The organism is Vibrio gigantis (genome assembly GCF_024347515.1).
Taxonomy (GTDB): Bacteria; Pseudomonadota; Gammaproteobacteria; order Enterobacterales; family Vibrionaceae; genus Vibrio; species Vibrio gigantis.
The window spans coordinates 1,421,849-1,444,078 of sequence record NZ_AP025493.1 but is presented as its reverse complement, the minus strand read 5'-3'; the positions used below and the strand labels follow the sequence as shown (position 1 = coordinate 1,444,078).

Annotated in this window: 21 protein-coding genes; 9 read left to right on the top strand and 12 right to left on the bottom strand. The window is 42.8% G+C overall.

Translation table 11 applies throughout. The features are described 5' to 3' along the window. Positions 1-143 precede the first annotated feature (143 nt). Positions 144-1,079: a LysR family transcriptional regulator gene (locus OCV56_RS22485; protein WP_086714739.1), complete on the bottom strand. Its 936-nt coding sequence runs from the start codon at positions 1,077-1,079 to the stop codon at positions 144-146. A gap of 120 nt (positions 1,080-1,199) precedes the next feature. Here OCV56_RS22485 and add point away from each other — a divergent pair, with 120 nt between their 5' ends. Together add and OCV56_RS22475 are read left to right on the top strand one after the other, a co-directional pair. Next, the gene (add, locus tag OCV56_RS22480) at positions 1,200-2,198 is read left to right on the top strand and encodes an adenosine deaminase (protein WP_086714738.1); all 999 of its coding nucleotides are present in this window, start codon (positions 1,200-1,202) and stop codon (positions 2,196-2,198) included. A gap of 124 nt (positions 2,199-2,322) precedes the next feature. Beyond that, positions 2,323-2,901 (top strand): sugar O-acetyltransferase, encoded by a 579-nt coding sequence (locus tag OCV56_RS22475; protein ID WP_086714737.1) that lies wholly within the window; start codon positions 2,323-2,325, stop codon positions 2,899-2,901. A gap of 73 nt (positions 2,902-2,974) precedes the next feature. On the opposite strand, the gene OCV56_RS22470 is transcribed toward OCV56_RS22475, so the two are convergent. The 4 genes from OCV56_RS22470 to OCV56_RS22455 all read right to left on the bottom strand — a co-directional run bounded on the left by OCV56_RS22470 (position 2,975) and on the right by OCV56_RS22455 (position 6,141). Continuing rightward, on the bottom strand, positions 2,975-3,814 hold the full coding sequence (locus OCV56_RS22470; protein ID WP_086714736.1) for a hypothetical protein: 840 nt from the start codon (positions 3,812-3,814) through the stop codon (positions 2,975-2,977). Positions 3,815-3,853: 39 nt separating this feature from the next. Continuing rightward, positions 3,854-4,477, bottom strand: coding sequence for an HAD family hydrolase (locus OCV56_RS22465; RefSeq protein WP_086714735.1), 624 nt, complete (start codon positions 4,475-4,477; stop codon positions 3,854-3,856). Positions 4,478-4,654: 177 nt separating this feature from the next. After that, the gene (locus OCV56_RS22460) at positions 4,655-5,137 is read right to left on the bottom strand and encodes a type II secretion system protein (RefSeq protein WP_086714734.1); all 483 of its coding nucleotides are present in this window, start codon (positions 5,135-5,137) and stop codon (positions 4,655-4,657) included. A gap of 47 nt (positions 5,138-5,184) precedes the next feature. Beyond that, a complete protein-coding gene (locus OCV56_RS22455) occupies positions 5,185-6,141 on the bottom strand; it encodes a helix-turn-helix domain-containing protein (protein ID WP_086714733.1) in 957 nt (318 codons plus the stop codon). Between the two features lie 329 nt (positions 6,142-6,470). On the opposite strand from OCV56_RS22455, the gene OCV56_RS22450 reads away from it, so the two are divergent. From OCV56_RS22450 to ygjK, 3 genes are all read left to right on the top strand, one after another. Then, on the top strand, positions 6,471-7,715 hold the full coding sequence (locus OCV56_RS22450; RefSeq protein WP_086714732.1) for a membrane dipeptidase: 1,245 nt from the start codon (positions 6,471-6,473) through the stop codon (positions 7,713-7,715). Between the two features lie 630 nt (positions 7,716-8,345). Then, on the top strand, positions 8,346-9,110 hold the full coding sequence (locus tag OCV56_RS22445) for a transcriptional regulator (RefSeq protein ID WP_086714731.1): 765 nt from the start codon (positions 8,346-8,348) through the stop codon (positions 9,108-9,110). 263 nt (positions 9,111-9,373) lie between these two features. Next, positions 9,374-12,064, top strand: coding sequence for an alpha-glucosidase (gene ygjK / locus OCV56_RS22440; protein ID WP_086714730.1), 2,691 nt, complete (start codon positions 9,374-9,376; stop codon positions 12,062-12,064). 169 nt (positions 12,065-12,233) lie between these two features. On the opposite strand, the gene melR is transcribed toward ygjK, so the two are convergent. Continuing rightward, on the bottom strand, positions 12,234-13,238 hold the full coding sequence (gene melR, locus OCV56_RS22435; protein WP_086714729.1) for a transcriptional regulator MelR: 1,005 nt from the start codon (positions 13,236-13,238) through the stop codon (positions 12,234-12,236). A 327-nt stretch (positions 13,239-13,565) separates the two neighbouring features. On the opposite strand from melR, the gene melA reads away from it, so the two are divergent. Together melA and melB are read left to right on the top strand one after the other, a co-directional pair. After that, positions 13,566-14,918 carry an alpha-glucosidase/alpha-galactosidase gene (gene melA, locus OCV56_RS22430; protein WP_086714728.1) on the top strand — a complete coding sequence of 451 codons (1,353 nt, stop codon included), beginning with the start codon at positions 13,566-13,568 and terminating at the stop codon, positions 14,916-14,918. Positions 14,919-14,988: 70 nt separating this feature from the next. Continuing rightward, positions 14,989-16,416, top strand: a complete 1,428-nt coding sequence (melB, locus tag OCV56_RS22425; RefSeq protein ID WP_086714727.1) for a melibiose:sodium transporter MelB — start codon at positions 14,989-14,991, stop codon at positions 16,414-16,416. Between the two features lie 144 nt (positions 16,417-16,560). Here melB and OCV56_RS22420 read toward each other — a convergent pair whose 3' ends face one another. From OCV56_RS22420 to OCV56_RS22410, 3 genes are all read right to left on the bottom strand, one after another. Continuing rightward, complete coding sequence (locus OCV56_RS22420) at positions 16,561-17,103, bottom strand: disulfide bond formation protein B (RefSeq protein WP_086714726.1); 543 nt, start codon at positions 17,101-17,103, stop codon at positions 16,561-16,563. Between the two features lie 9 nt (positions 17,104-17,112). Continuing rightward, entirely contained in the window at positions 17,113-17,268 is a 156-nt protein-coding gene (locus OCV56_RS22415) for a DUF5993 family protein (protein WP_017061085.1), read from the bottom strand. Positions 17,269-17,647: 379 nt separating this feature from the next. Further along, positions 17,648-17,908: a DUF5062 family protein gene (locus OCV56_RS22410; RefSeq protein WP_086714725.1), complete on the bottom strand. Its 261-nt coding sequence runs from the start codon at positions 17,906-17,908 to the stop codon at positions 17,648-17,650. Between the two features lie 443 nt (positions 17,909-18,351). Between OCV56_RS22410 and OCV56_RS22405 the strand changes: the two genes are divergently transcribed. Continuing rightward, the gene (locus OCV56_RS22405; protein WP_086714724.1) at positions 18,352-18,567 is read left to right on the top strand and encodes a hypothetical protein; all 216 of its coding nucleotides are present in this window, start codon (positions 18,352-18,354) and stop codon (positions 18,565-18,567) included. A 148-nt stretch (positions 18,568-18,715) separates the two neighbouring features. Here the strand turns inward: OCV56_RS22405 and OCV56_RS22400 are convergent, their stop codons facing one another. Continuing rightward, complete coding sequence (locus OCV56_RS22400) at positions 18,716-19,147, bottom strand: GNAT family N-acetyltransferase (RefSeq protein ID WP_086714723.1); 432 nt, start codon at positions 19,145-19,147, stop codon at positions 18,716-18,718. A gap of 119 nt (positions 19,148-19,266) precedes the next feature. Then, the gene (locus OCV56_RS22395; protein WP_086714722.1) at positions 19,267-19,923 is read right to left on the bottom strand and encodes a QnrS family quinolone resistance pentapeptide repeat protein; all 657 of its coding nucleotides are present in this window, start codon (positions 19,921-19,923) and stop codon (positions 19,267-19,269) included. 320 nt (positions 19,924-20,243) lie between these two features. Here OCV56_RS22395 and OCV56_RS22390 point away from each other — a divergent pair, with 320 nt between their 5' ends. Beyond that, positions 20,244-20,822: a TetR/AcrR family transcriptional regulator gene (locus tag OCV56_RS22390; protein ID WP_086714721.1), complete on the top strand. Its 579-nt coding sequence runs from the start codon at positions 20,244-20,246 to the stop codon at positions 20,820-20,822. A gap of 91 nt (positions 20,823-20,913) precedes the next feature. On the opposite strand, the gene OCV56_RS22385 is transcribed toward OCV56_RS22390, so the two are convergent. After that, positions 20,914-22,161, bottom strand: a complete 1,248-nt coding sequence (locus OCV56_RS22385) for an anaerobic sulfatase maturase (RefSeq protein ID WP_086714720.1) — start codon at positions 22,159-22,161, stop codon at positions 20,914-20,916. Positions 22,162-22,230: the final 69 nt, after the last annotated feature.

Below are 22,230 nucleotides of genomic sequence, written 5' to 3'. Positions count from 1 at the left end.
CTTAAAAAAGCCATAACAACGTAGTTAAGACGTGGCCAACTTTGAAAAGACGAAATAAACGCGAAAAAAATAGAAAATATTTAGATTACTTTTTTGTCCGCTATGAATTCACACAAGCAAGGAGACATGAGCCCATAGCCTTATTAACGGGTTTGCTCAACAATCAATTCTCTCAGCCAACGGTGGCTCGGCTCTGAATCGAAGTATTTATGCCAAAGCAAGAACAAGCCTCCTGGCACCAAATCGACCGGGACGGGCTTCATCACTAACTCTCCACTATCAATGTAATCACGTACCGAGTTGTACGGATAACACATCAACAAATCACTCTGCTTACACAGCTTAATTGCACTAGTGATGTCTGAAACATTAGCGGCTTTGTTGATTTCAAGCTGCTTGGAATTTAGCACTTCCATCAATAGCCAATCACCCGCTCCCCCTGTAACCAACTGGATATGGCGATATTTCAGGAACGTTTGTAGATCCCACTCCTCTTCAAGTGCAGGGTGATCATTACGCATCAAACAAACCGAATAATCTTGCAGTAATTCAACGTAATTTAATTCCGAAGGGATGTTTTGAATGTGCGTACTAGCACGCTCATCAAGCTCAAAAATGCCGATACCAAAATCAACCTCTCGCTTTAACAAACGCTTGAAGGTTTCGCTGCTCCAAGTTTTGCTATTTACCGTAATGTTCGGCGCATCTGACAGCGCGTTAGGCATAAATTTAGGATAAATTGCGGTATAAGCGGTTTCAACAAGATCAATATTAAACGTTCTCTCACTGCCCTTGGCATCGAAAACATCAGGGACAGTTAACTGCTCGACTTGAAGAAGGATTTGATGAATTTTAGGTGCTAACGAAGAGGCCTTAGGAGTAGGAAAAAGCCCTTTCGATTCGCGCTCAAATAGAGGGTCATCAAACAAAGCTCGTAGTTTAGTTAATTGCTTACTGACCGCAGATTGGCTAAGGAACAACCTCTCGGCAGTTTTGCTCACACTGCGTTCTTCCAATAAAACGTGTAAACAAAGCAGTAAGTTCATGTCGCACTTGAGTAAGCTCTTAACATCTACCATGATATTCCTAAGATTCAGATTAATGATGATTATTAGTCACTTTTAATCATATCATGTTCTTGATAAATTGAGAGCATGTGAGTTAACACGCTCAAATAATAATAGAACTAAGGAATACTCATGGATTTTCTAGCACTGCCAAAGATTGATTTACACTGCCACTTAGACGGAAGCGTTCGTCCAGACACGATCATTGAATTAGCAAAACAATACGATATCGAGCTACCAGAAGACCGCGATGCGGTTGTTAAATCTCTTACTGTGCCTGAAGATTGTAAAGACCTAGACGAGTACCTAGCTTGTTTCGCGCTACCATTAAAAGTAATGCAAACTGAAGAAGCGATTGAACGTATCTCTTTTGAGCTTTACGAAGATGCGGCACTAGAAAACGTTAAGTACCTAGAAGTTCGCTTTGCCCCAATCCTGCACGTAAACAAGGGCTTGTCTCTTGATGCGATCATTGCAAGTGCTGTGAAAGGCATGAAGCGTGCAGAAGAGAAATACGACATCAAGGGCAACTACATCATGTCTGTGCTGCGTATGTTCCCTAAAGACTCTATCAAAGACGTGATTGACGCAGGCAAACCATACCTTGGTAAAGGCGTGGTAGCATTTGATATTGCAGGCGGTGAAAAGCCAGGTTTCTGTGCTGAATTCCCTGAGTACACGCAGTACGCAATCGAACAAGGCTACCATGTAACAGTACACGCTGGCGAGCAATGGCATGGTCAGAACGTTTACGATGCAGTAACTATGCTAGACGCTGAACGTATCGGCCACGGTGTTCACATCCAAGGCAACGAAGACGCATACAACATCGTGAAAGAGAAGCAAGTCGCACTTGAAACTTGCCCAACAAGTAACGTGCAAACAAAGTGTATCCATAAGTTTGGTGACCACCCAATTGCTAAATTCCAAAAAGATGGCATCGTTGTAACCATCAACACAGACAACCGTACTGTGTCGAACACAACCATGACTAACGAAGTTAAGCGTGTATGTGAAACTTTTAGCCTAACTAAAGAAGATTACGTAGAAATCTACAAGTACTCTGTCGACAGCGCTTTTGCTTCAGACGAAGTGAAACAGCACCTAATGGGTTTCGTAGAGCAAATCTAATTAGTTCGGCAAGCTAAGCTAACTTGAAGTTACAAAATAGGAAGAGAAAGGCTGAGGCTTTTCTCTTTTTTTATGTCCGTTTATCCGTATTCTAATATCAATGTTGACGAGTAAGATGCAAACAATGAAAACGAAAACAGAACTCGAAAAAATGCTATCCGGCGAGGTTTTTGATGGCGCAGACGATGAAATAGACCAAATGCGCACTCATGCTAGCAAGGCACTGTCAGATTTCAATCACTGTACAGATGCGTCTCAGCAGCCAAGCCTGCAAGCCAACCTGTTTGGTAAGGTAGGAAGCAGCATTGTCCGCCCTCCCTTTCACTGTGAGTTTGGTAAAACCATCGAGATTGGTGACGACACCTTCATCAACATGAATGTGGTGATGCTTGACGGCTCCAACATCAAAATAGGCAACAATGTATTGGTTGGGCCAAGTGTCCAGTTTTACACGGCCTCTCACTCGCTAAGCCACCTCAGTCGTCGTAAGTGGGAAACGTTTTGTCTACCTATCACAATCGAAGATGATGTCTGGATTGGTGGAAACTCTGTGATTAACCAAGGCGTGACGATTGGCGCTCGCTCTGTTATCGCAGCGAGCTCTGTGGTCAACAGTGATGTGCCTCCAGACTGCTTATACGGCGGCACACCAGCAAAGCTGATTCGACACTTGAATGCTGAACAGACAAACGACAACAGCTAGCGTCAGACTCGTAGCAACAAGCGAGACTATAGACAATAAAAAGGCGATGTTTATGATTCAACATCGCCTTTTTTTAATCGCTCTCTTCCCGGCTTTCAAATGGACTTTGATCCATGGCTTTTTCATACTCACTTTGCGGGGCATTCAAATACGTCGTTTTAACGAACTTCTCCCAATCAGAAAACAGGGACTCTAGCGGCTGTTCAGTAAGTTTTGAAACATCACCGTTGCTCTTAATAAGGTCTACAAACGCCCTGTTCCCCCATGAATGCTCAATAAACTCCCCTATCGTATAACCAACCTCATAAATCGCCGAACTGGTGTTAGGGTTAATGTATAGCTCCTGAATCAGCCCATCGAAACGGCGATTGATGGCATTTCTGTTACTCAAGTGAAACCAATAGTCTTCAGACTTGTAGATAGCGATAGCCTCCCACAGCCAACGCGGATTATTCGCAAAGTTGGGATTTACTTGCAACGTCAGCAAATGTACAAACTCATGCAAAGCGGTTTTATGAATTTCACCGCCAAAATAGAGCAGCCTGATTTCATTACTTTTAGGCTCGATATACCCGGTAGAAAACGCATATCGGTATCCAATACTTCGTTCTTGCTCGTCTAAATAAGCCTTTTGATCACGCCACACTCTAATGGTCACTGTCGGTATAGAATCAAGTTCGAACGTTTTCATCAAAGGAACTCGATTGAGCAACAGGGTGTTATGAATGCTTGGAATAACAGAGGGCGACGTTCCATTATAAAGGACATATTTAAACTGCCCTTTGTCTGATTCGTAGCAATCATCACACGTCTGCTCACCACGAATTTGAAGTACGGCAGCAACCACTAAAACCAGCACCGACAATGTTAAAAACAAAAATGTAACGATGGATTTAGATGGGTATCTTTTCATTTTCTACATCCTCAAGTTAAGAGATATTTCACCCAGTAGTCAGAGGTTCAAATTGACGCCAAGCGCTCGTAAACTATTTTCACACTGAACGGCATCTACAAACTGAATACCAGCCATACCCACGGCTTTCGCCCCTTCTACGTTATAAGGCATATCATCAATGAAGACCGTTTCTGAAGCCTCGAGATCATTGTTATTCAACAGCGCGCGGTAGATTTCGGGCTGTGGCTTGAGCATGCCAAGTTCAGCAGAAACCGCCGCACCATCAAATAACGGCCAAAATTCGTAGGTATTTTTTAGGTACTCAACAATCTCAACTACGTTGTCGGTAAGGGCGTAAACACCATAACCTGCAGACTTTACTCGCTTGATGAGATCGACAGTTCCATGCAGTAAGATCTGCGTTTTCTTAACGTAATAAAACAAGCGGTCACACTCTAATGGAGATAAATCGAGTTCTTGTTGATAACGAAGCTTAGCCTCATTTTCGGTCAAAAACCCTTTATTCAAATCCAGCCAAATAGCACTTTGAAAGATTGAACGCGCGCGAGTTTCCAGGTCGGCGATGCTTCCAAACGTAAGGTGAGTAATTTCTAAAGGTGACCAACGCACAATGACATTACCCACATCAAACACGACATTTTTGATTTGATTCGAACTCATACCTTACTCCTGAAATAGCCACGCAAAATAGAAACAACACAAACATTAAGTGCCGCACGTTAAAGTTCATAATATTGATTTACAAAATGAGGAGTGAAATCACAATATGTCACCGAGTAAACACAAAAAAGGCCATCATAAAGATGGCCTTTCTCAGTATTTTGTAAGCTTAAGTCATTAACACAAGTCAGCTTCAGACGACAAAATGGTGGGTGCGCCCGCAGAAGCATTCGAACGATAGATCACAACGCAAGTTTCGTTTTCTTGTGCATTTTCAAACGAATAGACAATGACTTCATTTGGAATAGCCTCAGTATGAGCACCTAGCTGCTTCCAATCGCTATTATCACTACTAAGCCCTTGAACCGCTGTTCCAATACCGCTTTCTGAAGCAGTTGGATAACCAAAATCGATTTCAACGCCATCCACTGTTGTGACTTGTCCACTTGAAGCTGGTAAATTTTCAACACCGGCTACAGCAGCTTTACCGTAAACAATTGCTGCAGCGCCTTCCATCGAACCTCTAAGCCCTTTTAACGCTGCCGCTCTGGCATCGGATTGAAGTCCTAAAAATTTTGGTGCTGCTACCACAGATAAAATGCCAAGGATCACAATAGCTACCACTAGCTCAATCAGAGTAAATCCACTTATTCTTTTCATAGTTAACATTTGAAGTTATAGAATGAGAGACAGTATATATTGAAGGGTTATGAATTTATACCATCAAGCATACCTTTATTACTCTTTCTCCACTGGTGCGGTGTTATTCCGTTCGCTCGCTTAAACGCTCTTATAAATTGTGAGGCATCTGCGTATCCCAAGTGAAGCGCAATATCTGAGACCGAATAATCTTGCTCAGCCATAACGCGCTTGGCGAATTCAAAAGACAAAGCCTCTTTGATGGTTCGGAAGGTCGTCCCCTCTTCACTAAGCGCCCTTTGGATTGTGCGCTTACCAATTCGGTTTATCTGACCAAACATCACCAAATCTACATCTACTCGGCCGATATAAGGAAGTAATGCTTGTGTCACCTTGAAGGCAGAAGTCGTAGCCGCTGACAGCGCTTTGATAGAACAATCTAGATCAATGGGGTTATACGAAATGCACGTCTCAGTTTGACCTAAGTACTGTGGCGTTTCCGTTTGTATTCTCAACTCATTTAACGTGCTCGCTGACACTGAAACTAAGTCGTAACGAATCGGCTTATCAATATCCGTCTGCTGAGCTTTAAAATAGGCGTGGCTATAAACGATCAAAAACAGTTCGGCTTCAATACAATTAAGCGAGCTATTAGATACTAGAAATGAAAGCTTTAATGACTGTGGAGACGATTCGACTGACCATTGTTCAAACGGGAAAAGGGAGAGAAAACCTTGATCTGATAGGTTGGAAAAATCGAGTTCAAGAGCAGCTCGTTGAGCGCTCTCCAACAACGAAGAAACAAATACATCAGATGGTAATACCTTCCTCAACCCCCCTAAGAACTGAGTAAACACATTGAACGAGACATATTGAGCAGGTGAGGTATCCATTGAGAATGGCATGCTCACTTGAACAGCGAGTGCTTCTATTCCGGCATAATCGAGCTCTAATGCCTTACCTTCTCGCAAGCACTGCTGAAAATGACTCACTACACTCTTCGCAATCAACGGTAACTCAAGCATCAGTTCACGATTCCTTTGTCTCGATTAAAACAGGTTAAATCCACAACTCAACCCCATGTCGACATCAATTTCTTCATCAATACTAGCTCTAAGCTCTGTGGCACAAAATGCACATTTTACTTTTCTAGCTTAGCTACTATTACCTCAAGTTAACAAGAGGCGCTTTAAGTTTTTAGCATTAAGGCAAAATCACAATTCAGGACGTAACGCTTTGATTACAAAGTATGACAGGGTTATCAATTTTAAATAACTCGACGATACCGTCAGGGTCTACTATTAAATCTAGGCATAAATATAAATGGACTTAAGCCCGTAATTGAGAGGTTTTCATGTTTAAAAAGATAACGTTAGTAGCAGCAAGCATTGCAATGAGTGTTGGTGTTGCACAGGCAAGTGTTGAGAGTAAGACCTGGCCTGCATCAGACAAGGCTAAAACATTTGTCCAAGACACCATTGTCATTGGTATGCTCGCGAGCCCTTATGGTGCAGGCTGGCAAGATGAGCAACAACTATTGGATTACTTCCAAGATGCTCGTGATGCAGGTATTACAGGGCATGAATACACTATTACCGCTGCTGACCACAACTTTGATGACTTCTTGTTTCACCATCATAAACACCGCTCTGCGATGGCAAAACAACCTGACAATTTCATCATCGCGCATTCTAATAATGACATTGAAAAAGCGCACACTGAAGGCAAAACCGCCGTGCTTTGGAACAGCCAAACTGCAACGATTTTGGAAGAAGATGTCACTAAGATGGCGATTCTAAAAGACATGGGCTTAAAAAGCATGATTTTGGCGTATAACGACATTTTCAGAACAGGTTCAGGACAGTTAGCAGCATTTAACGGTAGAGATATTGGCCTAACACCTTGGGGAGAGTCTGTTATTGATTCGATGGTCGAGTATCAGGTCATTCTCGATCTCAGCCACACAGGCTCAAAGACAGCAAATGACGCGATGGATTACATGGAAGAGAAGTATCCTGGGACCCCATTTGTTTACACGCACTCAGTGCCTGCCGGGCTTTATAAGAGTGAGCCCGATGCAACGCCACAAGGTTGCTACCGTGCTATTCCCGATGATGAAGCGATACGCGCGGCTAAATCAGGTGGTTACATTGCTCCAACCTTCACTGAATGGATGATGGATGGCGTGTGGCCTGAAGATATATCTCCTGTTCAAGCCGCGGATATGATCGATTACTACGTGAAATTGGTGGGCGTTGACCACGTAGGTATCGCAACTGATGATATGTTCTCTACAGCAATGGTTGTGGATTTCGCAACCAAGAACGCGAAAATGTACGACGATGGCGGCTACATGATTGAAGCGTTCAACAAAGGTGCTACCGGTAATGGTGAGTTATCGAAGATCCTAGCGGCGATTACTGATGAACTATGGAAACGTGGTTACAGCAACGATGATCTTGCTAAGATCTACGGCGGCAACAAGATGCGAGTTTACGCTCAAGTATCTGAAGGCGCAGACCCTGACGAATTCCAAAAAGAGTATGCAAAACGCCTTAAAGAACTCACCAATTTAAGAAATGAAAACTTAGCCATGTAGCTCGCGACTAAGAAAGCTCAAACATTCAAAGCACATCCTATTGGATGTGCTTTTTTCTTATCTGCTTGCAGACAATTTCGCCCTTCCCCCCTTCCGCCTATCAAGCCAAGAGAGAGAAACGTGAGATACCAAGTAAATTAAAGATCGAGTAATAAATAGGACAAATATATAGGAAGTTTAGGAAATAACTATATAATATGATTACGCTTCAATAATTACACTCTCCATTTAACTAACCTCCTTACTCCTTATAACAATATTTTTACTGGTCATCTCCTCAATAAAATACCAGTCAATCACGAATACTTTGTGATATCAATCTAGACTAAATTCCCAAGTACAACTTATTGATACTTCCCACCCAACAAATTAATCTCTCGTAAGAAAATTTTTACTAAAAACCACCATGAACTTAATTTTACGCATCAAAACAATTATACTCACCCCCATACTGATAATGAGTTAAACGTTAGTAATATTGAGTAAAACTTGTTCAATCAACAACAAATAAAATTTGCAAAACTCAACTCATAGTTAATATTGAAAATATTTGGAACCAAAATCACAAGAGTAGGATTCTCTTGAATTTATTATCAGGGATGCTGACAAAAATAGAACAGGCATTGTTAGATGAATAATTCTGCAACGTATTTACTTGCTGCTTTACGAGAAAAAATCAAAGAGAAGGGGATTTGTTATTCCGATCTCTCTGCTGGGATGGGAATTCCTCTCTCAACCATAAAAAGACAACTGCACAACACGTCTTTAGGGCTGGATAAAATACTCTCGTACGCGACTCATTTAGATACTGACTTAGTAGAATTATCTATGCGAGGCAAACAGTTACAGCAAGAGAACGAACAGTTTATTACTGATATAAATAGTGAAATATTCCATCAATATCCGTACTTGTTTGATTTTTTGTATCTATTGCGACGAAAAAAATGGTCACCACAAGATATTGCCAATAAATATCAACTGAGCCATACGTCTGTAGCCATATATTTTCGAGCATTAGAAATGATGGACTACGTTGAATTAAAAGGCGAAGACCAATACCGCTTCAAAGATCAAGGCCGTTTTATTTTTGAAGAAGGATCTAAGCTTGATACGTTGTTCGCTAAGCGCTTTCGAGATGAAGTATTCAGCCATGATGTGCGCCCTCCGATCTGTATAGGACGTATTGCTATTACTGAAGAGCAAGAAGAGAAGCTGGCGAACGAGGTGTACAACAAACTGATTGAGTTTGATGTACAAAACAAGAATGGAGAAGGCAGTGAACGGCTCAGAAATGTGTTAATGACCTACACACCAGGCAATCAGATATTTCTTTCTGATACGATTCCAAATATTGACGGTGAATTATTAAAAGCCATATCGATGGCAAACGAATAATGATTAACACGCACTAATAAGAAATTATATTTTATTGAGAAAGAATCTAGTCGTAATCCATCAAGGCTAAAATATTATTCAATAATTAATAACTTGTTATTTAAACAAGTTGAATAAATAAAGAAAAGACGCAAATAACGCTCTTTTCTCATACCAATAAGTGAAATAAATAAGGCTGAATCTTCTTCACGAAACTCGGCAGGGCATGTCTCGACCTTTTTTCGCCTGATCAGATTCAAAAACCAATAAATGAAGGATATAACATGCAGTTTAAAACGTCTTTATGTGCGATTGCTGTCGGGGTTGCTCTAACACTAAGCGGATGCAACAGTAGTGATAATAGCTCGAATGTGGATGCTCCACTTAAAGCAACCGAATTCCACAACACCATCGATCGTGCAGGTGTACCTGTGGCATTACGTGATTTACACGGCGGCCACCTGCGCTACATTCCAATGTTCGATAACGGCTCATGGCATGGCCACACGTTAGACACCAAAGGTGGTGAAATCACGCTAGGTGGTACAGCGCTATTGACCGAAGAATACGTATCATTCATGGCTGCACGTTTCGACCGTTTGGCTCTGACTGTCGACGGCCAGCCAATGCCGCTAGAACTGACAAACGCATACTCACAACCAGGTGCGTTGATTCAAACGTATACAGGCGATAACGGTATCGAAGCCGAGCTAGAAATGCGTTTTGTGACTAATCGTACTTCTCTTGTAAAAACCACCATCAAAAACCCAAATAAGCTAGATATTCAAGGTGAATGGGATGGTGAGTTGATGCAAAACTATCGTGCGGATGATGGCACGGCCTACAAGAATGAAGACAGCACAGTCCGTAGTGTTGAAGAAGCTTACCCAACTTACTCCCGTGAAATTGCAGCGACAGACAGTGGTGTAGAAATCTCTTTTGGCGCAGTTCGTGATTCATGGTCATTGTTGACATCTGGCGATTCAAAGTTCGAAGTGACGCGTTCTATCAAACCAGAAACTTCTACCATCAATGATGACAAAAAAGGGTTCGTGCAAACGGCCTCTCTAGGTGATGGCGAAGAGATCACGTTATACACGGCTTACACTCACGTTCAAAACACCAAAGAACAAGCGTCTGAGTTTGCAAAACTGGATAAAGTGATGGCCGATCCAAAAGGTTACATGCACGATTCAGCAATGCGTTGGGAAGAATACCTAGAAAACGGTCTCACCAACGATGCGGCTTCAAAAGAGCATGAGTTCGTTGCAGTAAAAGCAATGGAAACATTGAACGCGAACTGGCGTGGAGCTGCGGGTGCGATTGACCACGACACGGTAACCCCTTCCGTTACTGCTCCTTACTTCTCGGGCAACATGACATGGCCGTGGGATACATGGAAGCAAGCTTACGCAATGTCTCACTTCAACCCAGATGTAGCGATGGAAAACATTCGTACTGTATTCCAATACCAAGTGCAGTCTGATGATCCAGTCCGCCCTTGGGATGAAGGCTACCTACTTGATGTCGTGACTTACAACCTACCAGCAGAACGTTGGGAAGGCATGTCTGCGGAATACAAAAAAGTGTTCCCTCAAGCGACCGATGGCCTGAACTGGAACGAGCGTAATACTAAGCCATCACTGGCTGCATGGGCTGTTTGGGAAGTGTATACGGCACTGAAAGACGAACATAACCGTCCCGAAGAAGCACAGAAGTGGCTAGAAGAAATGTATCCGAAGCTAGTGGCATTCCACGATTGGTGGTTACGCGCTCGTGATACCAACAAGAACGGAATACCGGAATATGGCGCAGCGAAAGATCCAATTCATACCGTTTTCGAAGATGATGTGAATAACGGTTCTTGGGGACCAGATGCGTCTGTGGACGACATGAAGTTCCAATATAAAGACGAAGCGAATGGCGATACGTGGATCAAAGAAACGAGTATCGAGAAGTACAATGAATTACTGACTTCTGGTGAGTACACCGCGATGAGCATACCTGCGAAAGTTGCAGCGGGTTGGGAGTCAGGTCGTGATAACGCAGGCGTATTCGGCTTTATCGACACTATCGATAACCTACAAGGATTATCTGAACAACCGACACAAGAAAAAGCGGAAGAGATAGACCAAATGGGTCGCTACGCGCACGACACCAATGGCTTTGATAACACGTACAATATTGCAATGGGCGCAGACGGTTCGGTGGTGACCTACCTTGATAATTCGGTTGTGAACATGAACAAACTGGCCCTGGCGAAGAAAGACTGGGAGGTGAAGTTCAACGAAAACACGGATGATTCAAACAGCTTATCTGGTTACTCATTGATGCAAGAATCGGTAGACCAAGCGTCTTACTGGTACTCAGACAACTTATACCTATCGCAAATCGCCGATGTACTGGGTAAAGCAGACAAAGCGGCTGAGTTTGCAGAAAAAGCAGCGGACACCAAAGAGTACATCAACCGTTGTATGTACGATGAGTCAACGGGCTTCTACTACGATATCGAAGTGGTGCCAAATGGACTCCCTAACCAATGTGCAGGTCCGGTATTGGTGAAACGCGGTATGGGGCCTGAAGGTTGGTCACCGCTATTCAACAATGCAGCGACGCAAGAACACGCAGACAAAGTCGTGGAGAACATGCTAAATACCAGCAAGTTTAACTCACCTAAGATTCCGCTAGGTACGGCATCAATGGACAACCCAGCTTACGGCCCAGACATTTACTGGCGTGGTCGCGTGTGGCTGGATCAGTTCTACTTTGGTGTACGCGGTATGGACAACTATGGATACGGTGTAGAAGCGCGTCAAATGGTCGACAAGCTATTCCAAAATGCGCAAGGCCTAACAGAGGCGACCCCGATTCAGGAGAACTACAACCCAGAAACGGGCGAGGTTCAGGGCGCGAATAACTTCTCTTGGAGTGCCGCGCACCTTTACATGCTGTACAACGGTTTCGTGGGTAAATAACAGCGACTAATACACTAAGGTTGGCCGTTGCAGGTGACCCCCCTAGCACCTGCAATCGCTTAATCCACTTCATATTAGGCTCAATAAAATCAAGCCTACAGTGATCACTCCAATCAAAAAGCCACAGCAAATGCTGTGGCTTTTCTTTTATCGGGTTGAATCAATACCGCTAACTGTCCGTCGTCGTTAATGGTCTTTTCCCATCACATGCTCCTTTTTCAAGGTCGTATAGCGGGCTGGCTCCATGGCTGCTCCATCGGTGGTCTTCCCGAGCCAGTTTTCTATATTGAGTCGGCGTGACACCAATGTATGTTTGGAAGGTTTCATAGAATCGGCTACTTGAATTGAAGCCCACTGTGAGTGAGATATCGAGAATGGTTCTATCCGTATCGCTCAGCAAAGCACGTGCATGATTGATACGCATCGCAGTAATGTACTGCTTGATGGTCATCTGCATCGTTCTCTGAAACACATTCATCGCATAGTTGCTATGTAATCCAATATGTTCAGCGATATCTTTAACGGTCAATGGTTGATTATGGTGAGTGGCTATGTATTCCAACATTTGGCTTACATAGAATTGGGAATGTTTCGACACCCCTTTCTTGGTCGACTTATCCTGTCGATTTACCAGCAATTGTTGCCAGCCATCAAGGCAAATCCGTTTAAGCATTAGGCCAATTTCATCCATAGCCAATTGTTGGCGACTTTCTGACGAATGCTTTATCTCTTGTTCCCAGCGTGAGATTTCAAATTCACTGATCAACGAACAAGAATTCGATTGCAACACACTACCGTGAGTTATCTGATTCACTAAATCTCGACTGAGAGCCCATGACATAAAATGGTGAATCGGGATATTGATGATCCCCATATTATGGCATTGACCCGGATTCGTGAGTCGATGAGGCACAGATGCCCAAAACAAGCCAATCGATCCGCTTTTAACCACGACGGGGCTTCCGTTAATTATGTACTCCACATCATCGCCAAAAGGAATATTCACCTCAATTTGACCATGCCAATGATAACCAGGCATGGAATGAGGCGCTCTCAGTTCGATATCGATTTTCTCATAGGAAGAATAGAGGGAGAGCGGGCTTACCGATACGGTCTCGGACGAGTACTTGTCTAAAGTGATGATTCTCACCGTATCTGGGGCTGGTTGGGGCATGTCTCGCTCCTTAGGAAATCGTATACCAGACTTTTATCAGCTCCTCGATAATAAAACTCAGAAGGCGATCATAGAGCAGTAATAGCCCATTTCATAAGATCAGAACTCTGTGATTAGAGTTCAAACCTTGAGTGTAAAACTGACTTCATTGCACAACACCTCTCCTTAAAACCCAAGAAATTATCCCATTTCCTAAGATTTCCATTCACTAATTTAAAAATATTAGAAAACAGGAGAGCTATTAAGTTATCTGAGACGAATCGACATGGGTTCTAGGTGTAATTTATCAGCATCAACAAAGAACTCAGAGAGATAAAGGATTCCACTATGCAAAGCCCTAAAATCACATTCATTGGTGCAGGCTCCACCATTTTTGTAAAAAACATTCTTGGTGATGTTTTCCACCGTTCAGCTTTAAAAAATGCTCATGTCGCGTTAATGGACATTGATGAGGTTCGATTGGAAGAGTCTCATCTTGTCGTCAGTAAATTGATGGAATCATCCGGTGCGACTGGCTCGATTTCATGCCATTTAAATCAAAAAGAGGCACTGCAAGGCGCAGATTTTGTTGTCATTGCCTTTCAAATCGGTGGCTACGAGCCATGCACTGTCACAGATTTTGAAGTGTGTAAACGCCACGGTCTTGAACAAACAATTGCTGACACACTTGGCCCAGGTGGCATTATGCGTTCGCTTCGCACGATCCCGCACCTTTGGAGTGTCTGTGAAGACATGACTGAGGTTTGCCCGAACGCCACCATGCTCAACTATGTTAACCCAATGGCAATGAACACATGGGCGATGTACGAGAAATACCCGAACATTAAACAAGTGGGTTTATGTCACTCTGTACAAGGCACAGCTGAAGAGCTCGCACGAGACCTAGACTTAGATTACGCAGACCTTCGCTACACCTGTGCAGGCATCAACCACATGGCTTACTACCTCACACTTGAGAAGAAAACAGAAAGCGGTGAGTACGTTGATGTTTATCCAGACCTACTTGAAGCTTTTGAGAGTGGCAAAGCGCCTAAACCGGGCATCTATCACAATGGTCGCTGCACCAACTTAGTTCGCTATGAGATGTTTAAGAAGCTTGGTTACTTCGTGACAGAGTCTTCTGAACATTTTTCTGAATACACCCCCTACTTTATCAAGCCAAATCGTCCAGATTTAATCGAACGTTATAAAGTGCCACTCGATGAATACCCTAAACGTTGTGTCGAACAAATTGCAGATTGGAAGCGCGACCTTCAAGAGTTTAAAACAGCCGACAAGATCACCGTTGAGGAGTCTCACGAATACGCCAGCACCATCATGAACTCTATCTGGACAGGTATACCGAGCGTCATTTATGGAAACGTTAAAAACGAAGCCTTAATCGACAATTTACCTCAAGGTTGCTGTGTTGAAGTCGCCTGTTTAGTTGATGCTAATGGTGTTCAACCAATCAAAGCAGGGCGTCTACCAAACCACTTAGCTGCATTGATGCAAACCAACATTAATGTTCAGACTCTACTCACAGAAGCGATTCTCACCGAAAACCGTGACCGTATTTATCATGCTGCAATGCTTGACCCTCATACCGCGGCAGTACTTGGAATAGAAGAAATATACGCGCTGGTTGATGACTTGATTGCAGCACATGAAGGCTGGTTACCGGAGTGGGTTAATAAGTAATTTCATACTAATAAAAATACAATAACGTGAATATTAACGCCTTCTCAAAGAGGAGGCGTAAGGAGTGGCAATGAGTATATCTATGAATACCAAGCTAAGTTATGGCTTTGGGGCATTTGGTAAAGACTTCGCAATCACCATCGTCTACATGTATCTGATGTTTTACTACACGGATGTTGTCGGTATCTCTGCCGCAACAGTCGGAACCATTTTCCTCGTCGCACGCATCTGGGACGCGGTCAATGACCCCATCATGGGCTGGCTGGTCAACAATACGCGTACCCGTTGGGGAAAGTTCAAACCTTGGATCTTGATTGGCACACTCGCTAACTCTGTGGTTCTACTAATGGTGTTCAGTGCACACTACATCGAAGGTCCGTGGCTCATCGTATACGCCGCTGTGACTTACATCCTTTGGGGCATGACTTACACATTAATGGATATTCCTTTTTGGTCACTGGTTCCTACACTCACCCTAGACAAACGTGAACGTGAAGAGCTTGTGCCATACCCTCGATTTTTCGCGAGTCTTGCGTGGATAGTAACCGCTGCCATTGCAATGCCTTTTGTGAACTACGTAGGTGGGGACGATAAAGGATTCGGATTCCAGATTTTCACCCTCTTGTTGATCGCTTGTTTCTTAGTCTCTACTTTCATTACTTTGCGCAATGTAAAAGAGCGCTATTCAACGGCTAACCTCGACACAACACAACCGGAAGAAAAGGTTTCACTGAAAAAACTTCTGTCGCTTATCTACAAAAACGACCAGTTAACTAGCGTTTTGTGTATGGCGTTGTCTTATAACCTCGCGACCAACATTATTACCGCCTTTGCTGTTTACTACTTCACTTATGTTGTTGGTAATGAAGAACTCTTCCCTTACTACATGGCTTATGCGGGTATTGCCAACCTCATCACACTGGTGTTGTTCCCTAAACTTGCCCAGATGTTTTCACGCCGAGTTCTGTGGGCATGTGCATCCACTTTCCCTATCTTAGGCAGTGCGGTACTCATCTACGTTGGCATGTATGACACACAAAGCATTCTCCTGATATCAACGGCAGGCGTATTCTTACAAATCGGTACTGCTCTGTTCTGGGTACTTAACGTCATTATGGTTGCAGATACGGTTGATTACGGTGAATTTAAGCTAGGTGCTCGTTGTGAAAGTATCGCCTACTCCGTGCAAACTTTGGTCGTAAAAGCAGGCTCGGCATTTGCCGCTTTCTTTATCGGTATCGCGCTCACTGCCGTTGACTATGTGCCTAACGTAACGCAAAGCCCTGAAACAGTATTCGGCATGCAATGCATCATGGTCGGCCTACCTGCTTTCTTCTTTGCCATTGCGTTAATCATCTACTTCCGCTTCTACAAACTGAACGGTGCCTATCACCAAAAGATTCAAGATCACTTAACAGAGAAATACGACCACATTACAAACGAAGGCTCAAATAAAGGCGAAAACCACAAGCCAACAGAACCAGCACAAGTCGTTTAGCATCAAGTCACATCAAACAGTTCGCTTATACAATTAAAAGCACATACAACAAAGCCACAGTACATGCTGTGGCTTTTCTTTTGAAAATGTGATTAACCACAGCTCAAGAGCTTAAATTTATTAACTAATCCATAGCTAACTAGCTCATTGTTCAAGTAGCCAGTAGCTGACAGGGTTATCAGGGCATTGATAAGGTCCACACTCAACGAACGTAGCAAGGGCATTGAGCGCAACGACGACGATTGCCAATAAGCACGCAATACGCCCTAGATTACTCATTTTGTATGGTTCTTGAGACTCTGCCTTATTGGTCAGTATCAAAATAACAGAGACAGCAAATATAGTCGCAGTGAACAACACAAAAGCCCAAGTGTAGTAGTGCATCCCAAAGATAGGGCTACCGTAACCAGGAGTTCCGGGAATAACATGAAGGGAGACCTGCCTTAGCGATGTAGCAACACCGTACAAGGCACCAATCAGAATAACACCATAGTGGCGAGATTGAGGCCCATAAACCACATTCAACATGAAGCCAAACGCGACCATCACAAAGCCAATACGTTGCAATAAGCATAACGGGCAAGGCAACTCGTTAAGAGCAAACTGAAGAATAAAGCCGATCAACAGCACAGCTGTCATCCCTAGCAGCCCAAGAGTATTCAAGAGAGTTAACTGATTTCGATTCATGTTAACTCCTTACAATAAAATTGATAGTGGATCGGTGGCATGGTGGTTAAACCAATACAAACCAAGGATCACTGAGCTAGCAAAAAAGCCATAAGCAGCAGTCTTCTTGTCGAAAAAGGCGCATAGCATCGCCACAAGTAACAACAAAAACAGTAAAGACATCATAAGAGGTATTTCCTTTCTATTTATCCTGTTCATTCAGATTGAACGTCATAATGAATATCCACACCGATGCTCTTAGTCATTCAACTTCGGTAAATCTATGGATTACGAATTGAAAATCATCAACTTAATAGTTGTAAGTAAGGCCCAAGCTGTCAAGTTTGAAGCCACGCACTAAGTGCATACCGGCACGTTAAAGCACCTAACAAACCGATGAAGTTCGTTGATGTTGATGTTGATGTTGATGTCAGGCAGGCAGGGTTGGCGAATATATGAATGAAGTTAAGCTTGGGGAGTACTAGGGCTATTTTTACTGCTCCCAAAAGCAAAAAACCTAGCGAAAGGTCGCTAGGTTTCAAATATAAAATGAGGTAATACAAGCTCACTTCAGCGGATCATTGTCCGGTAATGCTTTATGAAGCCATAGTGCTAAACGCTTCTTGATGTTCGCGCCATCCAACTTACTTTCAGGCAAAGGCGTGATCTGGTTAACTTCGACTAAGAACAAATATACAGCTTTAACTTTTATCGGTTGAGATGAATTTGGCAAATCAAAACCTTGTAATTTTGCCATCTTAAAACCGACCTCGACTGCTTTTTTTACCAGTTTATCTTCATTAATGATCTTCGCGGTTTTCGACATATCATCTCCATAACCTTTATCGAACGAACATTAAGTATACCAAACAGAATCGCGGACAAGATTGCCGCGATCTCAATTCGAAAACTCTATTTGATAAATAAAACGAATCACCTATCTAAAGCCAATTTCAATCTGATTAATATTTTTTTGATGAATAGCAATAAGCAAACGATTTCTTAATAAAAGAATCAATAAATGAGATCCTCAGTCAAGAAACTAAAAACCGAACAATTTTTGACTTATCATTCCAAAGAATACGGAATACTATGATTCTCATTAAAATGATACACATTCTATAAGATACCAATAAGCTTCTGTTATTTAATCAGTTTTATACTAAAACGACTCAGATCATATTTACAGAAACCTGTAACAAAATATTATTTACAAAACACTCACTAAGAAAATAGAATAAACCCACTAATATTATACTGGTGTTAAAAATGCGTTACCTATGGGCTTCATTCTGTCATAAAAACCCAATTCCCGGACGAATCGTTCATATCTTTGTTATGTTGGTAGCGTTAGCTTCTATCGTTGTTCCATTGATTTCAAAAGACGCGACTACGATCTTAGTTTCACTATGTATCGCTTTAGTCTGTTTCGTGCTGTTTGTCTTCTTTGCTCTTGCCGACAAAATGCGTTCAGGTATGCACTAATTCGCTATACATCCGCCAAGCATTCTCTTTTCTAAACTTCATTATAAAATGCTGGTTATCAGATACGGAAAAGCCCAAAGTTATTAGCTTTGGGCTTTTCTTCTAGCGACTGTGGTTGATTACAACCGAGTGATACGACAACCGAGTCTTACAGCGTCATATGCAGAATTGGAAATGGTTTTCCCATATCATCAAGTGGTGAGCGTGATTCAATGTTGAACCCCATGTGCTGATAGAAACCTACCGCTTGGGGATTTTGTTCATTCACGTCAACTTTGGTGGCAGCTAACTGCTCAATCGCATGTTGCAACAACACCGTACCTATTCCCTGCCCTCGAACTTCATTCAAAACAAAAAGCATTTCAACCTTTGCTTGATGGACACCCACGAAACCAACAATCGAACCACTTTCATTTTTCACGCATTTCAAAGAAACCGCAGGGAACGCATGTTCCATGATGATGGGTTTAAAAAACTCAATATCTTCTTCTGTAATAAAGTCATGAGTTGCTCGGACTGAATTCTCCCAAACCTTAAGCATTTCTGCATAATCTTCAGGAAGCACATTTTCTATAGTCATAATTTTCTCTAGATTGAACTGAATATAAACATGTGCAGCCGCGAGCCCGTAGTTTAGCAGTGGTTAGAAAAACAAAACAACCGTCTTCCCTATGCGATTTACTGATTTCACAAGTTCTATCAGTCAGGCATTACCACAATACCCATAGTTTCAAGCAGTTGCTCTTGTTGCCAAGCGACAATTTTAATGCCCGATGTGTCGACCTTACGAGGATCTAACCCCTCCAATTCAGCGTGGCACAAGTTTGCTCCCTGCATACTGAACTGTCCCCATACATCTTCAGAGAATACTCCTCGGCTCAGATCCGACTCCTTCAATGACGCTCCTGCAAGGTAAGTCCCTATCCAACGGTTCTCAAACAGCTCACATTTTTCTAAACAAGTCTGTTCAAAGTTAGCATAAGACAAGTTACAGCCTGTGATATACGCAGAGCAAAAGTACATACGATTACTCACCTGGTTGGCAAAGTTCGTTCTCGTAAAGTTAGCCCCTTTCAAGTCACATTCACGTAGCTCAATCCCATAGCAATTGGCGTTAGTAAAATTCGCCATGGCGAGCTGGCAGTTCTGAAAACTTGCATCACGCAAATCTGCGATACCAAAGTGGCACCCTTCGATATCACCTTGCTCAATGAACTTACAATTGATAAAGGTCGTGTCACGTAGGTTACAACGCCTAAAGTCACAGCGAATGAAGGTACATGCTGTGAAAGTCATATCGGACAAATCTTGTTGAGAGAAATTGTGGTGATGATAAGTACTGTTATTAGTGTCCATTTAGCCCCCTGAAGAAAGTAAGCTAAGACTACCACTGAGATCTTTAGAAAACATCAAAATAAAAACCAACAAAAACAGCAACTTAAAATACCTGTTTTTAGCCAATTTAAGGCACCAAATAAGCAATTTAAGCAGGCTGTTTCCAGTTAATAGAACGCGCTTATTTTGAAAAAAGTTTCGCCCTCTGAAGGCGCTTACAGAAAGAAAAGGTAATGAGACGAGTTAGGCCTATTAAGGATGTAAGCCTACTCCTCTAGACTGGACGGTTGGTATGCTTCTCGCTACACTGTTTGTCATTCTCGGCATAAAGAGTAAGACCAATGAAAGACATGCGACAAGCTATGCTCGATGCAGGGTTTAGCCTTATTAATGAACACGGGTTCGCAGGCGTTGGCTTGATGAAAATCATCAACCAGGCAGAAGGTACTAAAGGTTCGTTTTACCATTACTTCAAATCTAAAGAACACTTCGGTGAAATTCTGCTGACTAACTACTTTGATGAGCATTTAACTAAGCTTGATGACTTTTTAAGTGATGAGTCACTTTCTCGTCGTGACCGTGTAAAAGCCTATTTTGACTTTTGGTGCGCATCGAAACTGACTAAAGACTTCAATATCCAGTGTCTTGTCGTCAAACTCGCTGGTGAAGTCTCAGGTTCAGAAAACCCATTGCAATCGACGATGGCGGAAGGAGCAGAGAAGATCATCCTACGTATGGCAAAGCTGTTCGAAGAAGGCAATCAAGCGGGTGATTTCGATATCGTAGAACCTGAAACGCTATCACGAACACTTTATGGTCTCTGGTTAGGATCAACCTTAATGGCGGCGATGCAAAGAAACCGTTCGATTCTCAGCAATGCGATGGAAGAAACTTTACTCGCACTGAGTTCAAAGGACTAATCAACGACAATGCTCAAAGGCTCGCATATTCCGCGAGCTTTTTTGTTTCTAGGCTCAAGGAACACTCTGCTTCGTTTTATCGACGGATAAATCACCTTGTACGCGGCAGCATTCCATTGGCTTTCAAAAGGGCATGAAGTGTAGGGTCGATATGTTTGAAAAACTTAAGCCAACCTTCACACAGGTAATTTAACCCAGCCTCACCGTCACGACTGGTAATGATTCGGTTCTTGGGGCACTCACCATGGCAAGCAAATTTAAACTCACAGGTTTGGCACTGTTTAGGTAGTGACTTTTGCTTCGCGAACCCAAAGGTTTGTTGAGCAGGTGAAAACGCCAATGTTGATAATGGTTTGTCGTGGATGTTACCCAACTTGAATTCTGGGTAAACATAATGGTCGCATGAATACACATCGCCATTGGGTTCAACCGCTAACCCCTTCCCACAAATTTCACTCAAGGTACACATGGTGCTGTCTCTTCCCATCCAAACACCGACAAAATTTTCAAAGTAAGGGATAAGTACTCGACCAAAATCATACTCGAACCACTCATCAAAAACGGCTTTAAGAAACTCTCCCCACTGTAAAAAACCAACACTCCAAGATTCGACCTCTCCCGAAACCGGAATGATCGCTTGCTGATGGGAAAGCCATTGGTTATTAGTGTGCGCTTCTCGTTTATCTACGACAGGAATGAACTGAAGCTGCTTTGAGCCCACTTCGTCACGTAGAAAACGATAAACCTCTATTGGGTGTTGGCTCGTTACATCGTTCACACAGGTTAAGGTTGCAAACTCAACGCCATGCTTCTTTAGAAAACCAATCCCTCGCATGGTTTGAGAGAAGGTCCCCTTGCCCGCTCGGTTGGTGCGGTAGTGATTATGCAAATGCTCGGGGCCATCAATGCTCACACCAATAATGAAGTGATTCTGCTTAAAAAATTCACACCATTCATCATTAAGTAAAGTGCCGTTGGTTTGCAGGTCATTACTGATTTTGCTGTAGCTTGGGCAATACTTGTTTTGCAGTTCGACCACCTTTCTAAAGTACTCAATCCCCAGTAAGGTAGGCTCGCCACCATGCCAAGAGAAGATAATTTCTGAAGTGTTTTGGCCTTCGATGTACTGCTTGATATACCGCTCTAGAAGTTCCTCATCCATCACATATTGAGTGCCCTTCAGGTATTCAAGCAGCTGTTGCTTTTCCAAGTAATAACAGTAGGTGCAACTGATATTGCATACCGCCCCAATCGGTTTTGCCAACGCTTGAAGCTTGCTGTGTGCTTTACCGTTGAATTGAGGAATAGCGCTTAGATTTGATAATGATAGTGCCGTCATGAAAAGTACCTCGATGTAAAAGTTATTGTATTTGCTAAAACAATCAGTAGTTCCTTTACACGGTATCTA